Annotated in this window: 11 protein-coding genes; 1 reads left to right on the top strand and 10 read right to left on the bottom strand. The window is 65.8% G+C overall.

The features are described from left to right. Position 1: 1 nt before the first annotated feature. The 4 genes from BX604_RS07070 to hemE all read right to left on the bottom strand — a co-directional run bounded on the left by BX604_RS07070 (position 2) and on the right by hemE (position 9,377). The gene (locus BX604_RS07070) at positions 2-1,141 is read right to left on the bottom strand and encodes a branched-chain amino acid ABC transporter substrate-binding protein (protein WP_098550137.1); all 1,140 of its coding nucleotides are present in this window, start codon (positions 1,139-1,141) and stop codon (positions 2-4) included. Positions 1,142-1,225: 84 nt separating this feature from the next. Next, complete coding sequence (gene putA / locus BX604_RS07075; protein ID WP_098550138.1) at positions 1,226-5,158, bottom strand: trifunctional transcriptional regulator/proline dehydrogenase/L-glutamate gamma-semialdehyde dehydrogenase; 3,933 nt, start codon at positions 5,156-5,158, stop codon at positions 1,226-1,228. Between the two features lie 414 nt (positions 5,159-5,572). Continuing rightward, positions 5,573-7,834: a primosomal protein N' gene (locus BX604_RS07080; RefSeq protein ID WP_098550139.1), complete on the bottom strand. Its 2,262-nt coding sequence runs from the start codon at positions 7,832-7,834 to the stop codon at positions 5,573-5,575. A gap of 448 nt (positions 7,835-8,282) precedes the next feature. Then, positions 8,283-9,377, bottom strand: a complete 1,095-nt coding sequence (hemE, locus tag BX604_RS07085) for a uroporphyrinogen decarboxylase (RefSeq protein ID WP_279609014.1) — start codon at positions 9,375-9,377, stop codon at positions 8,283-8,285. A 149-nt stretch (positions 9,378-9,526) separates the two neighbouring features. Between hemE and BX604_RS07090 the strand changes: the two genes are divergently transcribed. After that, positions 9,527-10,330, top strand: coding sequence for a transporter substrate-binding domain-containing protein (locus BX604_RS07090; RefSeq protein ID WP_098550141.1), 804 nt, complete (start codon positions 9,527-9,529; stop codon positions 10,328-10,330). 727 nt (positions 10,331-11,057) lie between these two features. Here BX604_RS07090 and BX604_RS07105 read toward each other — a convergent pair. The 6 genes from BX604_RS07105 to BX604_RS07130 form a co-directional block, all read right to left on the bottom strand. Beyond that, positions 11,058-12,785: an AMP-binding protein gene (locus tag BX604_RS07105; RefSeq protein ID WP_098550143.1), complete on the bottom strand. Its 1,728-nt coding sequence runs from the start codon at positions 12,783-12,785 to the stop codon at positions 11,058-11,060. A 246-nt stretch (positions 12,786-13,031) separates the two neighbouring features. Beyond that, on the bottom strand, positions 13,032-13,457 hold the full coding sequence (locus tag BX604_RS07110) for a F0F1 ATP synthase subunit epsilon (RefSeq protein ID WP_096506708.1): 426 nt from the start codon (positions 13,455-13,457) through the stop codon (positions 13,032-13,034). Between the two features lie 151 nt (positions 13,458-13,608). Beyond that, positions 13,609-15,003, bottom strand: a complete 1,395-nt coding sequence (atpD, locus tag BX604_RS07115) for a F0F1 ATP synthase subunit beta (RefSeq protein ID WP_098550144.1) — start codon at positions 15,001-15,003, stop codon at positions 13,609-13,611. Positions 15,004-15,069: 66 nt separating this feature from the next. Beyond that, complete coding sequence (atpG, locus tag BX604_RS07120) at positions 15,070-15,945, bottom strand: F0F1 ATP synthase subunit gamma (protein WP_098550145.1); 876 nt, start codon at positions 15,943-15,945, stop codon at positions 15,070-15,072. A 69-nt stretch (positions 15,946-16,014) separates the two neighbouring features. Then, complete coding sequence (gene atpA / locus BX604_RS07125) at positions 16,015-17,556, bottom strand: F0F1 ATP synthase subunit alpha (protein WP_098550146.1); 1,542 nt, start codon at positions 17,554-17,556, stop codon at positions 16,015-16,017. Positions 17,557-17,604: 48 nt separating this feature from the next. Next, the gene (locus BX604_RS07130) at positions 17,605-18,144 is read right to left on the bottom strand and encodes a F0F1 ATP synthase subunit delta (protein ID WP_098550147.1); all 540 of its coding nucleotides are present in this window, start codon (positions 18,142-18,144) and stop codon (positions 17,605-17,607) included.

Below are 18,144 nucleotides of genomic sequence, written 5' to 3' on the forward strand. Positions count from 1 at the left end.
CTTACTTGCCGCCGATGCTCTTCAGCGGCTTCCAGTCGCCCTTCTCGACCTTGTACATCGTGATGCCGCCGTTCTTCAGGTCGCCCTTCGCGTCGTACGCGACGTGCGTCGACGTGACGCCGGCCATGTCGGTCTTCGCGAGCACCGGCAGGTACTTCGCCGGATCGGTCGAATCAGCCTTCTTCATCGCGGTGAGCATCGCCATCGCGCCGTCGTAGGCGTACGGCGAGTAGGTCTGCACGTCTTCGCCGAAGCGCTTCTTGTACTTCTCGGCGTAGGACTTGCCGCCCGGCATTTCGTCGAGCGGGAGACCGGCCAGCGATGCGATCGTGCCTTCGGCTGCCGGGCCTGCGATCTTCAGGAACGTCGGCGTCTTCACCATTTCGCCGCTCATCAGCGGTGCGGTGATGCCCAGCGTCTTCATCTGCTTGACCATCGGCGCTGCCTGCGAATCCGCGCCGCCGTAGTAGATCAGGTCCGGCTTCGTCGACTTGATCTTGGTTAGGATCGCCTTGAAGTCGACTGCCTTGTCGTTCGTGAATTCACGGTCGACGATCGTCGCGCCGCCGGCCTTCGCGGCCTTCTCGAACTGGTCGGCAAGACCCTGGCCGTAGGCCGTGCGGTCGTCGACGATCGCGATCTTCTTCAGGCCGAGATCCTTCGATGCGAACGTGCCCGCCACCGAGCCCTGCTGCGTGTCGGACGTCATCATGCGGAAGGTCGTCTTGTAACCTTGCTGCGTGTATTCCGGCGCCGTCGCCATCGCGATTTCCGGAATGCCGGCGTTCGCGTAGATGCGCGATGCGGGAATCGTCGTGCCCGAGTTGAAGTGGCCGAGCATGCCCTTGATGCCGTCGTCGACGAGCTTCTGCGCAACCGTCGTGCCGGTGCGCGGGTCAGCCTGGTCGTCCTGCGTCTCGAGCACGAACTTCACCGGCTTGCCGCCGATCTTCGGGTTCGTCGCGTTGAAGTCTTCCAGCGCGAGCACGATCCCGTTCTGCATATCCTTGCCGTAGTGCGCCTGGGCACCCGTCATCGGCCCTGCGTAACCGATCTTCACGTCATCCGCATGGGCCGTCCCCGCCAGCGACATGACTGCGACAAACGTCGCGCCTGCCAGCTTTTTCATCGTGTGTTGCATCGCATCTCCTTGGTACCAGGGTAAATGGAGCGGCTTCGGGATCGCCTTGCCGCTTCCTTTGGTTGATCCGAACGGCAAGGATGGTCAGCCGATCGTCATCAAATTCGCATTGCCGCCCGCCGCGGCCGTGTTCACGCTCACCGAGCGCTCGGTCAAGAGCCGCTCGAGCGCGTAGTCTTCCGCATCGCCATTCTCGAACGCGCCCACCGACACGCCCTGCACCGACACGATCGGGCCCGGCCGCTGCGCGACGTCCTTCACGAGCTTCTGCAGTTCGTCGCTGTCGCCTTCGAACAGCACCGCGTCGAACGGCACGTCGGCCTGCTTGCGCACGGCCGCATGTGCCTTCAGCGCAGCCGGCAGCGCGGCCACCAGCGCCTCGCCCGCCGCGCCGGCGAACAGTGCGCGGTTGCCCGTCGCCAGCACCGCCGCGAACTGCGCGCGCGCGCCGCCCGGCGTCGCCGCGACACACAGCACCGTGCCGCGCGGGCCGAGTGTATACGTGTTTCGCTCGCCCGTCGGCCCGCTCAGCACCGCGGTCGCGCCGGCCGGCACTTGCGCGAGATAACCGTCGCAGCGTGCGGCGAGCGCCGGCTCGCGCTGCTCGATCAGCCAGTCGCGCAGCGCGGTGAGCGCCGCCGCCGGATTGTCGCGCTGCTCGCCTGCGACCGCGCCGTCCGCGATCAGCGATTGCGCGAGCGAACGCGGCAGCCCCGACGGACGCGTCGCGAGCAGGCGCTGCAGATACAGCGCGCCGCCGGCCTTCGGGCCCGTGCCCGACAGCCCCTCGCCGCCGAACGGCTGCACGCCGACCACCGCGCCGATCACGTTGCGGTTCACGTAGATGTTGCCGACGTGCGCATTCGAGATCACGTGCGCGATCGTCTCGTCGATCCGCGTGTGGATGCCGAGCGTGAGGCCATAGCCGGTCGCGCGGATCGCCTCGAGCAGCTTGTCGAGCTGGCTGCGGCGGTAGCGCACGACGTGCAGCACGGGGCCGAACACTTCACGCTTCAGTTCGTCGATGCTGCCGATCTCGATCAGCGTCGGCGGCACGAACGTGCCGTGCGCGCAGGCTTCCGGCGACGGCAACTGCGTGACGCCATGTCCCTTGTCCTTCATCGACGCGACGTGCGCGTCGATCGTCTGCTTCGCTTCGGCATCGATCACCGGGCCGACGTCCGTCGACAGCCGGTCCGGGTTGCCGAGCGCCAACTCGTGCATCGCGCCCTTGAGCATCGTCAGCGTGCGGTCCGCGACATCGTCCTGCAGACACAGAACGCGCAGCGCCGAACACCGTTGACCGGCCGAGTCGAACGACGACTGCATCACGTCCGCGACGACCTGCTCCGCGAGCGCCGACGAGTCGACGATCATCGCGTTCTGGCCGCCGGTTTCGGCGATCAGCGGAATCGGCTTGCCGTCCGGGTCGAGGCGCGCCGACAGCGTCTTGTTGATCAGGCGCGCGACTTCGGTCGAGCCCGTGAACATCACCGCACGCGTGCGCGGATCGGCGACGAGCGCCGCACCGACGGTTTCGCCCGTGCCCGGCAGCAGCTGCACCGCGCCGGCCGGCACGCCGGCCTCGCGCAGCAGGCGCACGGCCTGCGCGGCGATCAGCGGCGTCTGTTCGGCCGGCTTCGCGAGCACCGTGTTGCCGGCCGCCAGCGCCGCGGCCACCTGGCCCATGAAGATCGCGAGCGGGAAGTTCCACGGGCTGATGCAGACCACGGGGCCGAGCGGACGGTGCGTGTCGTTCGAGAACTCGTCGCGGATCTGCGCCGCGTAGTAGCGCAGGAAGTCGACCGCTTCGCGGATTTCGGCGATCGCGTTCGCCAGCGACTTGCCGGCTTCGCGCACGATCAGGCCCATCAGCGTGTGCATCTGCGCTTCGAGCAGGTCGGCCGCACGCACCAGGCAGTCGGCGCGCGCATCGACCGGCGTCGCCTGCCAGATCGGCGCGGCAGCCACCGCGTGCGCGAGCGCCGCGCTCACGTGTTCGGACGTCGCTTCGCTGACCGTGCCGACGATGTCGCGCTGGTCGGCCGGGTTGCGCACGTCGCGCGCCGGGGCGTCGGCGAGCGCATCGTCGGCGAGCATCGGTGCCGCGCGCCACGGATGATGTGCGCTCGCGAGCAGCGCGGACGACAGCGACGCGAGGCGGTGTTCGTTCGACAGGTCGAGGCCCATCGAGTTGGGACGCTCGTCGCCGTACAGGTTGCGCGGCAGCGGGATCTTCGTGTGCGGCGCGCCGAGCGGCACGACCTTCGCGGCCTCGTCGACCGGGTCGGCGACCAGCTCCTTCACCGACACGGTTTTATCCGCGATGCGGTTCACGAACGACGTATTCGCGCCGTTCTCCAGCAGACGGCGCACCAGGTACGCGAGCAGCGTTTCGTGCGTACCGACCGGCGCGTACACGCGGCACGGACGGTTCATCTTGTCGCGGCCGGTGACTTCCTCGTACAGCGGCTCGCCCATCCCGTGCAGGCACTGGAATTCATACTGGCCCGGGTAGTAGTTCTGGCCGGCCAGGTGATAGATCGCGGCCAGCGTGTACGCGTTGTGCGTCGCGAACTGCGGGTAGACGGCGTCGGGCGCCGCGAGCAGCTTCTTCGCGCACGCGAGGTACGACACGTCCGTGTAGATCTTGCGCGTATAGACCGGATAGCCTTCGAGGCCGTCGACCTGCGCACGCTTGATTTCGGTGTCCCAGTACGCGCCCTTCACCAGACGGATCATCAGGCGGTGACGGCTGCGGCGCGCGAGATCGATCAGGTAGTCGATCACGAACGGGCAACGCTTCTGGTAGCCCTGCACGACGAAGCCGATACCGTTCCAGCCCGCGAGATCCGGATCGAAGCACAGCGCCTCGAGCAGGTCGAGCGACAGTTCGAGGCGGTCCGCCTCTTCCGCGTCGATGTTCAGGCCGATGTCGTAGCGGCGCGCGAGCAGCGCCAGCGCGCGCACGCGCGGCAGCAGTTCGCTCATCGTGCGGTCCTGCTGCGAGCGCGAGTAGCGCGCGTGCAGCGCCGACAGCTTGATCGAGATGCCCGGGCCTTCGTAGATGCCGCGGCCGCCGGCCGCCTTGCCGATCGCGTGGATCGCCTGCTCGTACGATGCGTAGTAGCGCAGCGCGTCCTCTTCGGTCGTCGCCGCTTCGCCGAGCATGTCGTACGAGTAGCGGAAGCCGCGCGCTTCGTACTTGCGGCTGTTCGCGAGCGCTTCGGAAATCGTCTCGCCGGTGACGAACTGCTCGCCCATCAGGCGCATCGCCATGTCGACGCCCTTGCGGATCAGCGGCTCGCCGCCGCGGCCGATCAGGCGCGTGAGCGCCGACGACAGGCCCGCTTCGCTGTTGGTCGTGACGAGCTTGCCGGTGATCATCAGCCCCCAGGTCGCCGCGTTCACGAACAGCGACGGCGCGTGGCCGACGTGCGAGCGCCAGTCGCCCTTGCTGATCTTGTCGCGAATCAACGCATCGCGCGTCGCGCGATCGGGAATGCGCAGCAGCGCTTCGGCCAGACACATCAGCGCCACGCCTTCCTGGCTCGACAGCGAGAACTCGTGGATCAGCCCTTCGACACCGCCGCCCGAGCTCTTCTCGCGGAGCGCCTCGACGAGCGTCGTCGCGAGCGCCTGCGCGTCGGCCTGCAGGTTCGCCGGCAGGCGCGCCTGGCCGAGCAGGAACGGCACGCATTCCGGCTCGGGGCGGCGATACGCTGCCGTGATCGCCGCGCGCAGCACCGATTGCGGCTGCACGTTCTGCGCGAACTCGAGGAACGGATGCGGCGAGTTGTCGTCGTCGCCATCCGTCGACTGACCGTCGGCCAGCTCCGTGACACCGCTGTTGCCCGACAGCTCGGGCGGCAGCTGGCCGTGCTCGATCCGCTCGAGATACGCGAAGATCGCCTGCTTGATCAGCCAGTGGGGAGTGCGCTCGAGACGCGCTGCCGCGTCTTTCAGGCGCGAGCGGAGAAGGTCGTCGACTTTGACGCCGAGAGTCGTGCTTGCCATGGTGGGTTCGTGCGCCGGTGCGAGCCCGGCAATATGGTGTGAGAGGATGCGCGAAATCCTACGGCACGCAATAAAAAGGTGCAACCAAATTGCGAGATCGGTTGCACCCTTAAGTTAGTCAATATAATCAGCCACTTAGATGGTTGCAACCTAGGGGTTGCCCGTGGTTGGCGGATCGGTGTTTTCCCTGATCGGGCCGATTTGTCCCAGATGCGCAACCCTGGATGCGGACGACGGCTGGAGAAAACGGGTTGCACTGGGTGCGCGAGCGGATCCGCGCGCAACGGGCGGAACGGGCAGGAGAGACGGGAGATGGGTGGCCCGACGACCCGGCGGTCGGCTCCGGGCGCCGGGCGGCAAGACAGCAAGACGGCGACGGGCAGCGCGACAGCCGCGCCGGCGCCGCCCGGATACTCAGATATCGAGCGGATCGACCTCGACGCTCCACCGCAGCACGCCCTTCAGCGCGCGCAGCTCCGGCTGCCATGCACGCAGCGCATGCTGCAGCGCGGCCCGCGACGCGCTTTCGAGCAGCAACTGCGCACGATGGACGTTCGCGACCTTCACGATCGTCATCGGCACCGCGTCGTATACGGTCACGCGATCGGCGCCCGGCAACCCCGGCAACGCAGCCGCGGCCTGCTGCAGGAACGCGAGCGCCGCCTCCAGCGTGCGCCCTTCGGCGCGCAGCAGCGCCTGGTAGACGAACGGCGGCAGATGCGCGTCGCGGCGCTCGCCGAGCGTCGAATTCGCGAAGCCGACGTAATCCTGCCGCCCGAGCGCGTGATACAGCGCGTGACGCGGATAGCGCGTCTGCACGAGCACCTCGCCGGGCAGGCCCGCGCGCCCCGCGCGGCCGCTCACCTGCATCAGTTGCGCGAACAGCCGCTCGCTCGCGCGGAAGTCGTGCGAGAACAGCGCCGTATCGGCATTGAGCACGCCGACGAGCGACACGCGCTGGAAGTCGTGCCCCTTCGCGATCATCTGCGTGCCGACGAGAATGTCGACCTCGCCCGCATGCACATCCGAGAACAGCGCCTGCGCACTGCCCTTGCGGCGCGTGCTGTCCGCGTCGATCCGCAACACACGCGCGCCCGGCACGGCCTCGGCGAGCGCCTCCTCGATGCGCTGCGTGCCGCGCCCGAGCGGCGCGATGTCGACGTTCCCGCACTCCGGACACGAGTGCGGAATGCGCGCTTCCCAGCCGCAGTGGTGGCAGCGCAGCGCGTGCTCGGGCTTGTGCAGCACGACGTACGCGCTGCAGCGCGGGCAGCCGGCGACCCAGCCGCATGCATCGCACGCGAGCTGCGGTGCGTAGCCGCGCCGGTTCAGAAAGACGAGGCTCTGTTCGCCGCGCTCGAGCCGCGCCTTCAGCGCGGCGACAAGCGGCCCGGACAGCCCGCCCATCGACGCGCGCCCGCGCCGCCGCTCCTCTTCGAGATCGATCAGCCGCACGGTGGGCAGCGTCGCGTCGGCCACCGCGCGGCGCGACAGCGTGAGCCGCGTGTAGCGGCCTTGCTCGGCCTGCCACCAGCTTTCGAGCGACGGGGTCGCCGAGCCGAGCACGACCGGAATGCCGAGGTGTTTCGCACGCCAGACGGCGAGATCGCGCGCCGAATAGCGCAGCCCTTCCTGCTGCTTGTACGCGGGCTCGTGTTCCTCGTCGACGACGATCAGCGCCAGCGTCGGCAGCGACGCGAGCACCGCGAGCCGCGTGCCGAGCACGATCCGCGCGCGGCCCGTATGCGCGGCGAGCCAGTTGCGCGCACGCTCGCCTTCGGCGAGCCCGCTGTGCAGCGTGACGATCGCGTCGTCGGCCAGCGTGCCCGCGAAGCGCGCGCGAAACGCGGCCTCGAACTGCGGCGTCAGATTGATTTCGGGCACGAGCACGAGCGCCTGCGCGTCGGGTCGAGCGTCGAGCAGCGCCGCCAACGCGTGCAGATAGACCTCGGTCTTGCCGCTGCCCGTCACGCCGTGCAGCAGGAACGGCGCGAAGCCCTGGCCCGCGCGGATCGCGTCCAGCGCCTCGGCCTGCTGGTCGGTGAGCGCCGGCGGCACAGCTCGTCCACTGGTTGTCGACAGGTTATCCACAGCTTTGGGCACAGCCGTATCGGCCCAGCCGATTTCCTCGACGGCGACCCAGCCGCGCGCCGCCCAGTCGTCGAGCGTCGCGACCGCCTTCGGATGCAACGCGCGCGCATCCGGCGGCGTCAGCGAATCGGTGTCGGCCAGCGCCTGCGCGAGCCGGCGCAGGGCAGCCCCGCGCGCGGGCAGCGCATCGGGAAGCGCAGCGCGGCCGGCGTCGGTCAGCCGGTAGCGGACCTCGGGCGCAAGCAGCCGCCCCCAGCGCTGCGCGTCGCGCAGCGCCTGCGGCAGCGCCGGCAGCGCGACTTCACCGCGCCCGCGCTGGTAATAGTCGGCCGCGAACGAGACGAGCGCGAGCCAGTCCGGCGACAGCGGCGGCAGTTCGGTGCAGATGGCGTCGATCGCGCGCAGCCGGGACGGCGGCACATCGGTGTGAGTCGTTACTTCGCAGACGAGCCCGACGGCCTGCCGCTTGCCGAACGGCACTTGCACGAGCATGCCGGGCTCGGGCGCCGGCTGCACGTTGCAACGGTAGTCGAACAGGGTGGCGAGCGGATGGTCGAGTGCGACCCGCAGGTAGGTACCGTCCATCACTGCACTCCGGCAGCGACTCGGGCGATGCGGACGACTTGCATCCGCGTCCGCATCAAGGTGGCGAACTTAAAGTAAAACTTCAGATTCGGCGCTAAGTTTTGGATTCGCATTAGGAATCGCCGTATACCCTGGCCAGCCTGTGGATAACTTTGTTGAGAACTCGCCGCTCAACAGCCGGGAAGCACGCGGGGCCGTGCTTTCCGCTGTTTTCGACCACTTGCTGTCGCGCCCCGCGGAGCCTTATTCCATAAGGCTGCTATTCAAATTACCGAACCATAGCGAGACAATTCGACCGATACAGGGCTCTACCGCGCTGCAACGTGGAAAATGTGCATAAGTCAAGTCTTGACAAGCAAGCAATCGGCAACGGGGGCGGGGTTGCGCCCTGTTTAGCGCGGACAGCGAAACGCCGTCACCCCGCAGTGCAGCATAAGTCCGCTTGCATTCAGCCTGCCGCTCCGCTACGAATTGCGCGGCTGTGGCTATGCACTTCGTCGACGAGTTCGGCGACGTGATCCGGCGACGTGAACTGTGAAATCCCGTGACCGAGGTTGAATATGTGGCCCGGATGGTTGCCGTAGCTGTCGAGTACCGCGCGCGCCTGTTCGCGCACCGCAGCCGGCGGCGCAAACAGGATCGTCGGGTCCAGGTTGCCCTGCAGCGCGACGCGGCCGCCCACGCGCTCGCGCGCCGCGCCGAGGTTGACCGTCCAGTCGAGCCCGACCGCGTCGACGCCGGTCGCCGCGATTTCCTCGAGCCACAGGCCGCCGCCCTTCGTGAACGTGATCACCGGCACGCGCTCGCCGTCGTGCTCGCGCTTGAGCTGCGCGACCACGCGACGGATGTAGTCCAGCGAGAAGCGCTGGTACGCGCCGTCCGCGAGCGCGCCGCCCCACGTATCGAAGATCATCACGGCCTGCGCGCCGGCTTCGATCTGCGCATTCAGGTACGCGGCCACGGCCTGCGCATTCACGTCGAGGATCCGGTGCATCAGGTCGGGGCGCGAATACGCCATCGACTTCACCGTGCGGAAATCGTCCGACCCGCCGCCTTCGACCATGTAGCACGCGAGCGTCCACGGGCTGCCCGAGAAGCCGATCAACGGCACGCGCTGGCGGCCCTGGGCGTCGGTGAGCGCGCGGCGGATCTCGCGCACGGCGCCGGTCACGTAGCCGAGCGTTTCCTCGATGTCCGGCACCGCGAGCTTCGCGACGTCGGCCTCGGTGCGCACCGGATGCGCGAACTTCGGTCCTTCGCCGACCTGGAAGTCGAGGCCGAGGCCCATCGCGTCGGGAATCGTCAGGATGTCCGAGAACAGGATCGCGGCGTCGAGCGGAAAGCGATCGAGCGGCTGCAGCGTCACTTCGGTCGCGTAGTCGGGATTCTTCGCGAGGCCGAGGAAGCTGCCCGCGCGCGCGCGGGTCGCGTTGTATTCGGGCAGGTAGCGGCCCGCCTGGCGCATCAGCCAGATCGGCGTGTAGTCGGTCGGCTCGCGCAGAAGCGCACGCAGGAAGGTGTCGTTGAGCAGGTTATGGGCCACGGTAGGAGCGACGATGCGAAGGCAAAGCGGCATTTTACCGGAGCCGGGCCGCGCGGCTGCGTATGCCGATGCGATGGCGGCCATATGACGCGCGCGATGGCTCCGTTATGATCGGACGCTGATATCAAACCGAACGAAGGAGGAGACCGATGAAGACACTCGCCACGCTGGCGCTCACGACGGCTGCCATGCTCTGCGGCACCGCCGCGCATGCGCAGGCCGGTTCGGCCGCCGCTGCCGCGCCCGCCGCCAGCTCGCGGCTCGACGACGTGATCGCGCGCGGCACGCTGCGCGTGTGCACGACCGGCGACTACAAGCCGTATTCGTTCTACCGAACCGACGGCCGCTTCGAGGGCATCGACATCGACATGGCCGAATCGCTCGCGAAATCGCTCGGCGTGAAGGCCGACTTCGTGAAGACGAGCTGGTCGAATCTCACCAACGACTTCATCGCGAAGTGCGATATCGCGGTGGGCGGCGTCTCGACGACGCTCGAGCGCCAGAAGCGCGCGTTCTTCACGCAGCCGTACGTGGTCGACGGAAAGACGCCGATCGCGCGCTGCGCGGACGCCGACAAGTACCAGACGGTCGCGCAGATCGACCGGCCCGAAACGCGCGCGATCGTGAATCCGGGCGGCACCAACGAGCGCTTTGCGAAGCAGTTCTTCCCGCACGCGAACCTGACCGTCTATCCGGACAACGTGACGATCTTCAAGCAGATCCTCGCGGGCAAAGCGGACGTCATGGTGACCGATGCGTCCGAGACGCTGCTGCAGCAAAAGCTGAATCCGGGCCTGTGCTCGGTGCATCCGGACAAGCCGTTCCAGTTCGGCGAGAAGGCGTACATGGTGCCGCGCGGCGACGTCGTGTTCCAGCAGTACGTCGACCAGTGGCTGCACCTCGCGCTGTCGACCGGCGAATACCAGGCGATCTCCGACAAGTGGCTGAAGTAAGCGGATCCGGCCGCGGCGAAGGCGCGCGATAACGGGCGCCGACCCCGCGATCCCGGCCGACAAACCCGCCTTGGACGGCGGTGCGCGGCTGCAGCACGCACACCACCGTTACACATCGGCGTGCCGCACTCATCGCGTAAAGCCGCGGAATTGGCCAAATGGCCGACTATTACGCGCGGCGATCACGTTTCAAAATCTTTCTGACGAATCAATCGTCATACGTGGTATCTGTCGTGCGATGCGATTTCCGGCGTGCAAATCGGCAATTCACCGACGCGAAAGCGCACGAAAAACGCGTCGCGCGCATGCAATGAAAACTCTGCTGAAAAGACGGGTAAAAATTGCCTTTTTCAGGACCCCGAAAACAGCAAAAAATCCCGCAAAGCCTTATCTGGCGGGCGTTACAACCTGAAACACTTTGTTACCGCGAGGGGTCATTAATTCGCCCACAATGGCTTCAACGGTTTCAACACGGATGCGGTCTCGTGTGCCAAGTGTGAGCGGACGCGAAGCGCTGCGAGCCAGTCGGTCACGTACCGAAGCCCTTCCGAGGGGCATCCCTGTTGGAGTCGTTTCCGGCCCCCCGCCGGACACGGTTTCAACTTTGGTCTCCTCGCGCTAACCCCGTAGCGTGTGGTTTTTAGCGGGCTAATAAGCCCGCTTTTTTTCGTCCATAGAAAACGCAACGGCCCGCAGGCCGCTGCATTTTTCCCGCCGCCGGATCGCTTTACGCGGTCTTCTGCACGTCGAGTTTCAGCTCGTCGATCATCCGCTCGCGCATCACGAACTTCTGCACCTTGCCCGTCACCGTCATCGGCAGTTCGTCGACGAAGCGGATATAGCGCGGAATCTTGTAGTGCGCGATCTGGCCGTTGCAGAACGCGCGCACGTCGTCCTCGGTCATGTGCTCGTCCGCGCGCAGCACGATCCACGCGCACAGCTCCTCGCCGTACTTCGCGTCCGGCACGCCAAACACCTGCGCGCTCTGAATCTTCGGATGCCTGAACAGGAATTCCTCGATCTCGCGCGGATACACGTTCTCGCCGCCACGAATCACCATGTCCTTCAGCCGGCCAACGATGTTGCAGTAGCCATCCTCGTCGAGCGTCGCGAGGTCGCCGGTATGCATCCAGCCGTCGACCAGCACTTCGCGCGTCTTCGCGTCGTCGTCCCAGTAGCCGAGCATCACCGAATAGCCCCTCGTGCACAGCTCGCCCGTCGCGCCGACCGGCACGATCGCGCCATTCGGATCGACGATCTTCACTTCCAGATGCGGCTGGATGCGTCCGACCGTCGTCGTGCGCTTCTCCAGCGGATCGTCGGTCGAACTCTGGAACGATACGGGGCTCGTCTCCGTCATCCCGTACGCGATCGTGATTTCCGACAGATGCATCTGCGACACCACGCGCTTCATCGTCTCGATCGGGCACGGCGAGCCGGCCATGATGCCGGTGCGCAGCGTCGACAGGTCGAAAGTCGGGAACGCCGGATGATCGAGTTCCGCGATGAACATCGTCGGCACGCCGTGCAGCGCGGTGCAGCGCTCGTCGGCCACGGCCGCGAGCGTGGCGACCGGGTCGAACGCTTCACCGGGGAACACCATCGCCGCGCCCTTCGACACGCACGCAAGCACCGCCAGCACCATCCCGAAGCAGTGATACAGCGGCACCGGGATGCACAGCGAATCCTGCTCGGTGAAGCGCATCGCCATCGCGATCGAGCGCGCGTTGTTGACGACGTTGCGGTGCGTGAGCGTCGCGCCCTTCGGGCTGCCGGTCGTGCCGCTCGTGAACTGGATGTTGATCGGATCGGTGGCCGTGAGCGTCGCGCCGATCGCATCGAGCCGCGCGACGTCGAGCGTATCGCGGCCGCGTGCCATCAGGTCCGCAAAGCGGAACATCCCGGCCGGCGCGACTTCGCCCATCGACACGACCGTGCGCAGGCTCGGCACGCGCGCCGCATGCAGGTCGCCAGGCGTCGCGCTCGCGAGCTCGGGCGCGATGGTCTGCAGCATCTCGACGTACGCCGAGCTCTTGAAGCGCTCCGCCGCGATCACGGCCTTGCAGTCGACCTTGTTCAGCGCGTATTCGAGCTCCGCGAGCCGGTAGGCCGGATTGATGTTGACGAGGATCGCGCCGATGCGCGCGGTCGCGAACTGCGTGAGCAGCCATTCGCTGCGGTTCGGCGACCAGATGCCGACGCAATCGCCCTTCGCGATGCCGAGCGCGGCGAGGCCCGCCGCGAGCACGTCGATCTCGTGCGCGAACTCGCGCCACGTCCAGCGCACCTGCTGTTCGCGGAACACGACGGCCGGACGATCGGGAAAGCGGCCGGCCGTGTCGAGCAGGAAGCGGCCGAGCGTCGCTTCGGAGAGCGGTACGCCGGTCTCGCCGCGTACGTACGACAGTCCGTTCTCGGGCGCGATCAGCGCCTCCTTGCCAAGGTCTGCTGCCATCAATGTCTCCATCCGTTTTTGTCTGATCGGCCCGGGCGCGCGACTGACGCACGCGCCCGCTCCGCCACCGTTGGGGCGGACAGCCTCACTGCGGATGATGCCGCGCTCCGCTGACGACACTCTGACATCAAATCGCGGCACACGGATGAAATAGCACGACCGGACGAAACACCGCGCCACCCGGGCCGCGGGCGAAAAAAAAGCAGCCCGAAGGCTGCTTTCTTTCGCGGGGTACGCGCGCGCGGCTTAGTGCCGGCTGCGAACCTTCGCCAGACGCTGAATCGCTTCGAGCTGCGCCATCGCGGTCGCGAGCTCCGATTGCGCCTTTGCGAGGTCGAGGTCCGACTTCGCGTTCTGCAGCGTTTCCTCGGCACGCTTGCGCGCTTCCTCGGCTTTCGCCGCGTCGAGGTCCTTGCCGCGGATCGCGGTATCGGCGAGCACCGTCACGGCGCCCGGCTGCACTTCGAGAATGCCGCCTGCGACGAACACGAATTCGTCGTTGCCGCCCTCGACTTCGATGCGCACCGCACCCGGACGAATCCGCGTGATCAGCGGCGTGTGACCCGGCAGAATACCCAGCTCACCCGTTTCGCCCGGCAGCGCGACGAATTTCGCCTGGCCCGAGAAGATCTGCTCTTCCGCGCTGACGACGTCTACTTTGATGGTTGCCATATCGACTCCTGTCGATCGGAGCGGGCACTTGCGCGCCTGCGCCGATCCCATGCACGGCGGGTTGAGCGTGTCGCAATCGGCGTGGCTGCCGGAATTATCAGTCGGACTGTCAATCCCGGCCGGACCACGCCAGCACTACTCACTCGAACCCTTACGAGATCTTCTTGGCCTTTTCGAAGGCTTCGTCGATCGTGCCGACCATGTAGAACGCCTGTTCCGGCAGGTGGTCGCACTCGCCGTCGACGATCATCTTGAAGCCACGGATCGTTTCCTTCAGCGGTACGTACTTGCCCGGCGAGCCCGTGAACACTTCAGCGACGTGGAACGGCTGCGACAGGAAACGCTGGATCTTACGCGCACGTGCGACCGACAGCTTGTCTTCCGGCGACAGTTCGTCCATGCCCAGAATCGCGATAATGTCGCGCAGTTCCTTGTAGCGCTGCAGCGTCTGCTGAACACCACGCGTGATCGAGTAGTGCTCTTCACCGATCACGTTCGGGTCGATCTGGCGCGACGTCGAGTCGAGCGGGTCGACTGCCGGGTAGATACCCAGCGAAGCGATGTCACGCGACAGAACGACGGTTGCGTCCAGGTGGCCGAAGGTCGTAGCCGGCGACGGGTCGGTCAAGTCATCCGCAGGGACGTACACGGCCTGAACCGACGTAATCGAGCCCTTCTTGGTCGACGTGATGCGTTCCTGCAGCTTGCCCATTTCTTCAGCCAGCGTCGGCTGATAGCCCACTGCCGACGGCATACGGCCGAGCAGTGCCGACACTTCGGTACCGGCCAGCGTGAAACGGTAGATGTTGTCGACGAAGAACAGCACGTCGAGGCCTTCGTCACGGAAGTGCTCGGCCATCGTCAGGCCGGTCAGCGCGACGCGCAGACGGTTGCCCGGCGGCTCGTTCATCTGGCCGTACACCAGCGCGACCTTGTCGAGAACGTTCGAGTCCTTCATTTCGTGGTAGAAGTCGTTCCCTTCACGGGTACGCTCGCCCACGCCCGCGAACACGGAGTAACCGCCGTGTTCCTTCGCGATGTTGTTGATGAGCTCCATCATGTTGACGGTCTTGCCCACGCCAGCACCGCCGAACAGGCCAACCTTACCGCCCTTTGCGAACGGGCAGATCAGGTCGATAACCTTGATACCCGTTTCGAGCAGTTCGGTCGACGGCGACAGTTCGTCGAACGCCGGAGCCTTCTGGTGGATCGAGCGCGTCACATCGCTCTCGATCGGGCCGGCTTCGTCGATCGGACGGCCGAGCACGTCCATGATACGGCCGAGGGTCGGCTTGCCGACCGGCACCGAAATCGGCTTTGCCGTGTTCTTCACGGTCAGACCGCGGCGCAGGCCGTCGGATGCACCCAGACAGATGGTACGGACCACGCCGTCGCCCAGCTGCTGCTGGACTTCGAGCGTCAGTTCCGAGCCATCGAGAATGAGCGCGTCGTAGATCTTCGGCATGCTGTCGCGCGGGAATTCCACGTCGATAACGGCGCCGATGCACTGTACGATCTTGCCTTCTACCAAAGCAGCAGTACTCATCGCTTTTCCTTTAAATACCTGATTCTTTACTCGCGCAAAGGCGCAGTTGTCGTCCGGAGCGCGCGCTTAAACAGCAGCTGCGCCGCTGACGATCTCCGACAGTTCTTTCGTAATCGCGGCCTGACGGCTCTTGTTGTACACGAGCTGCAGTTCGCTGATCACCGTCTTCGCGTTGTCGGACGCAGCCTTCATCGCGACCATCCGCGCCGATTGCTCGGACGCCATGTTTTCCGCGACGGCCTGGTACACCAGCGCCTCGACGTAACGCACGAGCAGTTCGTCGACGACAGCCTGTGCGTCCGGCTCGTAGATGTAATCCCACGACGTCGACGGCGTGCCGTCATCCGCTTCGAAGTGTTCCGACGACAGCGGCAGCAGTTGCTCGATCACGGCTTCCTGCTTCATCGTGTTGACGAAGCGCGTGTACGCGATATAAACCGCCGACAGCTTGCCTTCCGAGTACATGTCGAGCTGCGTCTTGACCGCGCCGATCAGCTTGTCCAGGTGCGGGGTATCGCCGAGGTGCACGACCTGCGACATCACCTTCGCGCCGAAGCGATTCAGGAACCCGAGGCCCTTGCTACCGATTGCGGTAGCTTCGACCTTCTGGCCCTTCTCTTCCAGCTCCTTGAACTTCTGAATCGTCGCACGCAGCACGTTGGTGTTCAGACCACCGCACAGACCCTTGTCGGTCGTGACGAGGATGATGCCGGCCGTGTTCACGCCGTCGTTCGCCACCATGAACGGGTGGCGGTATTCCGGGTTCGCGCGGCTCATGTGCGCGGCGATGGCACGGACCTTGTCCGCGTACGGACGAGCTGCACGCATGCGTTCCTGCGCGCGGCGCATCTTCGATGCGGCCACCATCTCCATCGCTTTCGTGATCTTGCGCGTGTTTTGCACGCTCTTGATCTTGCCGCGAATTTCCTTCATTCCAGCCATAGCTTGCTCCTTGACCGAAGCGGCGCGGGCGCATCAGCACCCGCGCGGCCTCAGTGTGTCACTCGCGGATCAATAGGCACCCGACTTCTTGAAGGACTCGATTGCAGCGCGCAGTGCGCCTTCGTCGTCCTTCGAGAGATCCTTGGTGTCTTCGATGCGCTTGATGAGGTCAGCGTGGCTGGTCTTCAGGTTGTCGCGCAGGCCCTTCTCGAACGCGAGCACTTGCTTCACGTCGAGGTCGTCGAGGTAGCCGTTGTTCGCGGCGTACAGCGACACGGCCAGTTCCCAGACCTGCAGCGGCTGGTACTGCGGCTGCTTCAGCAGTTCCGTCACGCGGCGGCCGCGCTCGAGCTGCTTGCGGGTCGCTTCGTCGAGGTCCGATGCGAACTGCGCGAATGCTGCGAGTTCACGGTACTGCGCCAAGTCGGTACGAATACCGCCCGACAGCTTCTTCACGACCTTCGTCTGAGCGGCGCCACCGACTCGCGACACCGACACGCCGGCGTTGATTGCCGGGCGGATGCCTGCGTTGAACAGGTCGGTTTCCAGGAAGATCTGGCCGTCGGTAATCGAGATCACGTTCGTCGGAACGAACGCGGTCACGTCGCCAGCCTGCGTTTCGATGACCGGCAGTGCCGTCAGCGAACCGCTCTTGCCCTTCACTTCGCCGTTCGTGAACTTCTCGACGTACTCTTCCGACACGCGCGCTGCACGCTCGAGCAGACGCGAGTGCAGATAAAACACGTCACCCGGGTACGCTTCACGGCCCGGCGGGCGGCGCAGCAGCAGCGAGATCTGGCGGTATGCCCAAGCCTGCTTGGTCAAGTCGTCATAGATGATCAGCGCGTCTTGGCCGCGGTCGCGGAAGTACTCGCCCATCGTGCAGCCGGCGTACGGTGCCAGGTACTGCATTGCGGCGGAATCCGATGCCGAAGCGGCGACGACGATCGTGTATTCCATCGCGCCCGTTTCTTCGAGCTTGCGAACCACGTTCATGATCGACGAAGCCTTCTGGCCGATCGCGACGTAGATACAGATCAGGTCCTTGCCCTTCTGGTTGATGATCGCGTCGAGCGCCACTGCGGTCTTGCCGCACTGACGGTCGCCGATGATCAGCTCGCGCTGGCCACGGCCGATCGGCACCATTGCGTCGATCGACTTGATGCCCGTCTGCACCGGCTGCGACACCGACTTACGCCAGATCACGCCCGGGGCGATCTTTTCGATCGCGTCGGTCAGCTTCGCGTTGACCGGGCCCTTGCCGTCGATCGGGTTGCCGAGCGCATCGACCACGCGGCCGACGAGTTCCGGACCAACCGGGACTTCCAGAATGCGGCCCGTCGTCTTGACGATGTCGCCTTCCGAGATGTGTTCGTATTCGCCGAGAATCACCGCGCCGACCGAGTCGCGCTCGAGGTTCAGCGCGAGGCCGAACGTGTTGCCCGGGAACTCGAGCATTTCGCCCTGCATCACGTCCGACAGGCCGTGAATACGCACGATACCGTCGGTCACGGAGATCACGGTGCCCTGGTTGCGAACGTCTGCGTTCGCTTCAAGGCCCTGGATCCGGCTCTTGATCAGCTCGCTGATCTCAGAGGGATTGAGTTGCATTATTCGCTCCTGATAGTCAATTCTGTTGCGTGCCGGCTGCCTGGGCGCTCAAGCGCACAAGGCTGTCTGCATGCTGGCGAGCCGCGCGCGGACCGAGGTATCGAGCACTTCGTCGCCGACCGTCACACGCACGCCGCCGATCAGCGACGCATCGGTCTGGACCGTCGGCTTCAGCTTGCGCTTGAACTTGCGTTCAAGGCTGGCGAGGAGTTCGGTGAGCTGTGCGCCTTCGAGCGGAAACGCGCTGACGATCTGCACGTCGGCCGCGCCTTCGCGCGCATTCTTCAGTTCGTCGAACTGTACGGAGATTTCCGGCAGCAGCGCGATACGGTGATTTTCGACCAGCATCTGCACGAAGTTCTTCGCTTCCGCACTGGTCGCGAGCGGCGACTTCACCGCGGCGAGCAACAGTTCGTTGACCTGCGCGCGACCCACTTTCGGGCTCGACGCGATGGACAGCACTTCGGGCAGTTGCGCAACCTGAGCCAGCTCTTGCACGAGCGTGGACCAGGCGGCGATATCACCACCCTCGGCCACGCGGAACAGCGCTTCTGCGTAAGGGCGGGCGATGGTTGCAAGTTCGGCCAT

This window comes from Burkholderia sp. JKS000303, from assembly GCF_002563755.1.
In the GTDB taxonomy this organism is placed as follows: Bacteria; Pseudomonadota; Gammaproteobacteria; order Burkholderiales; family Burkholderiaceae; genus Burkholderia; species Burkholderia anthina_B.

Coding starts and splice junctions, on each gene's coding strand:
- BX604_RS07070 (WP_098550137.1), bottom strand. CDS start 1,141: ATGCAACACACGATGAAAAAGCTGGCAGGCGCGACGTTTGTCGCAGTC.
- putA (WP_098550138.1), bottom strand. CDS start 5,158: ATGGCAAGCACGACTCTCGGCGTCAAAGTCGACGACCTTCTCCGCTCG.
- BX604_RS07080 (WP_098550139.1), bottom strand. CDS start 7,834: ATGGACGGTACCTACCTGCGGGTCGCACTCGACCATCCGCTCGCCACC.
- BX604_RS07090 (WP_098550141.1), top strand. CDS start 9,527: ATGAAGACACTCGCCACGCTGGCGCTCACGACGGCTGCCATGCTCTGC.
- BX604_RS07105 (WP_098550143.1), bottom strand. CDS start 12,785: ATGGCAGCAGACCTTGGCAAGGAGGCGCTGATCGCGCCCGAGAACGGA.
- BX604_RS07110 (WP_096506708.1), bottom strand. CDS start 13,457: ATGGCAACCATCAAAGTAGACGTCGTCAGCGCGGAAGAGCAGATCTTC.
- atpD (WP_098550144.1), bottom strand. CDS start 15,003: ATGAGTACTGCTGCTTTGGTAGAAGGCAAGATCGTACAGTGCATCGGC.
- atpG (WP_098550145.1), bottom strand. CDS start 15,945: ATGGCTGGAATGAAGGAAATTCGCGGCAAGATCAAGAGCGTGCAAAAC.
- atpA (WP_098550146.1), bottom strand. CDS start 17,556: ATGCAACTCAATCCCTCTGAGATCAGCGAGCTGATCAAGAGCCGGATC.
- BX604_RS07130 (WP_098550147.1), bottom strand. CDS start 18,144: ATGGCCGAACTTGCAACCATCGCCCGCCCTTACGCAGAAGCGCTGTTC.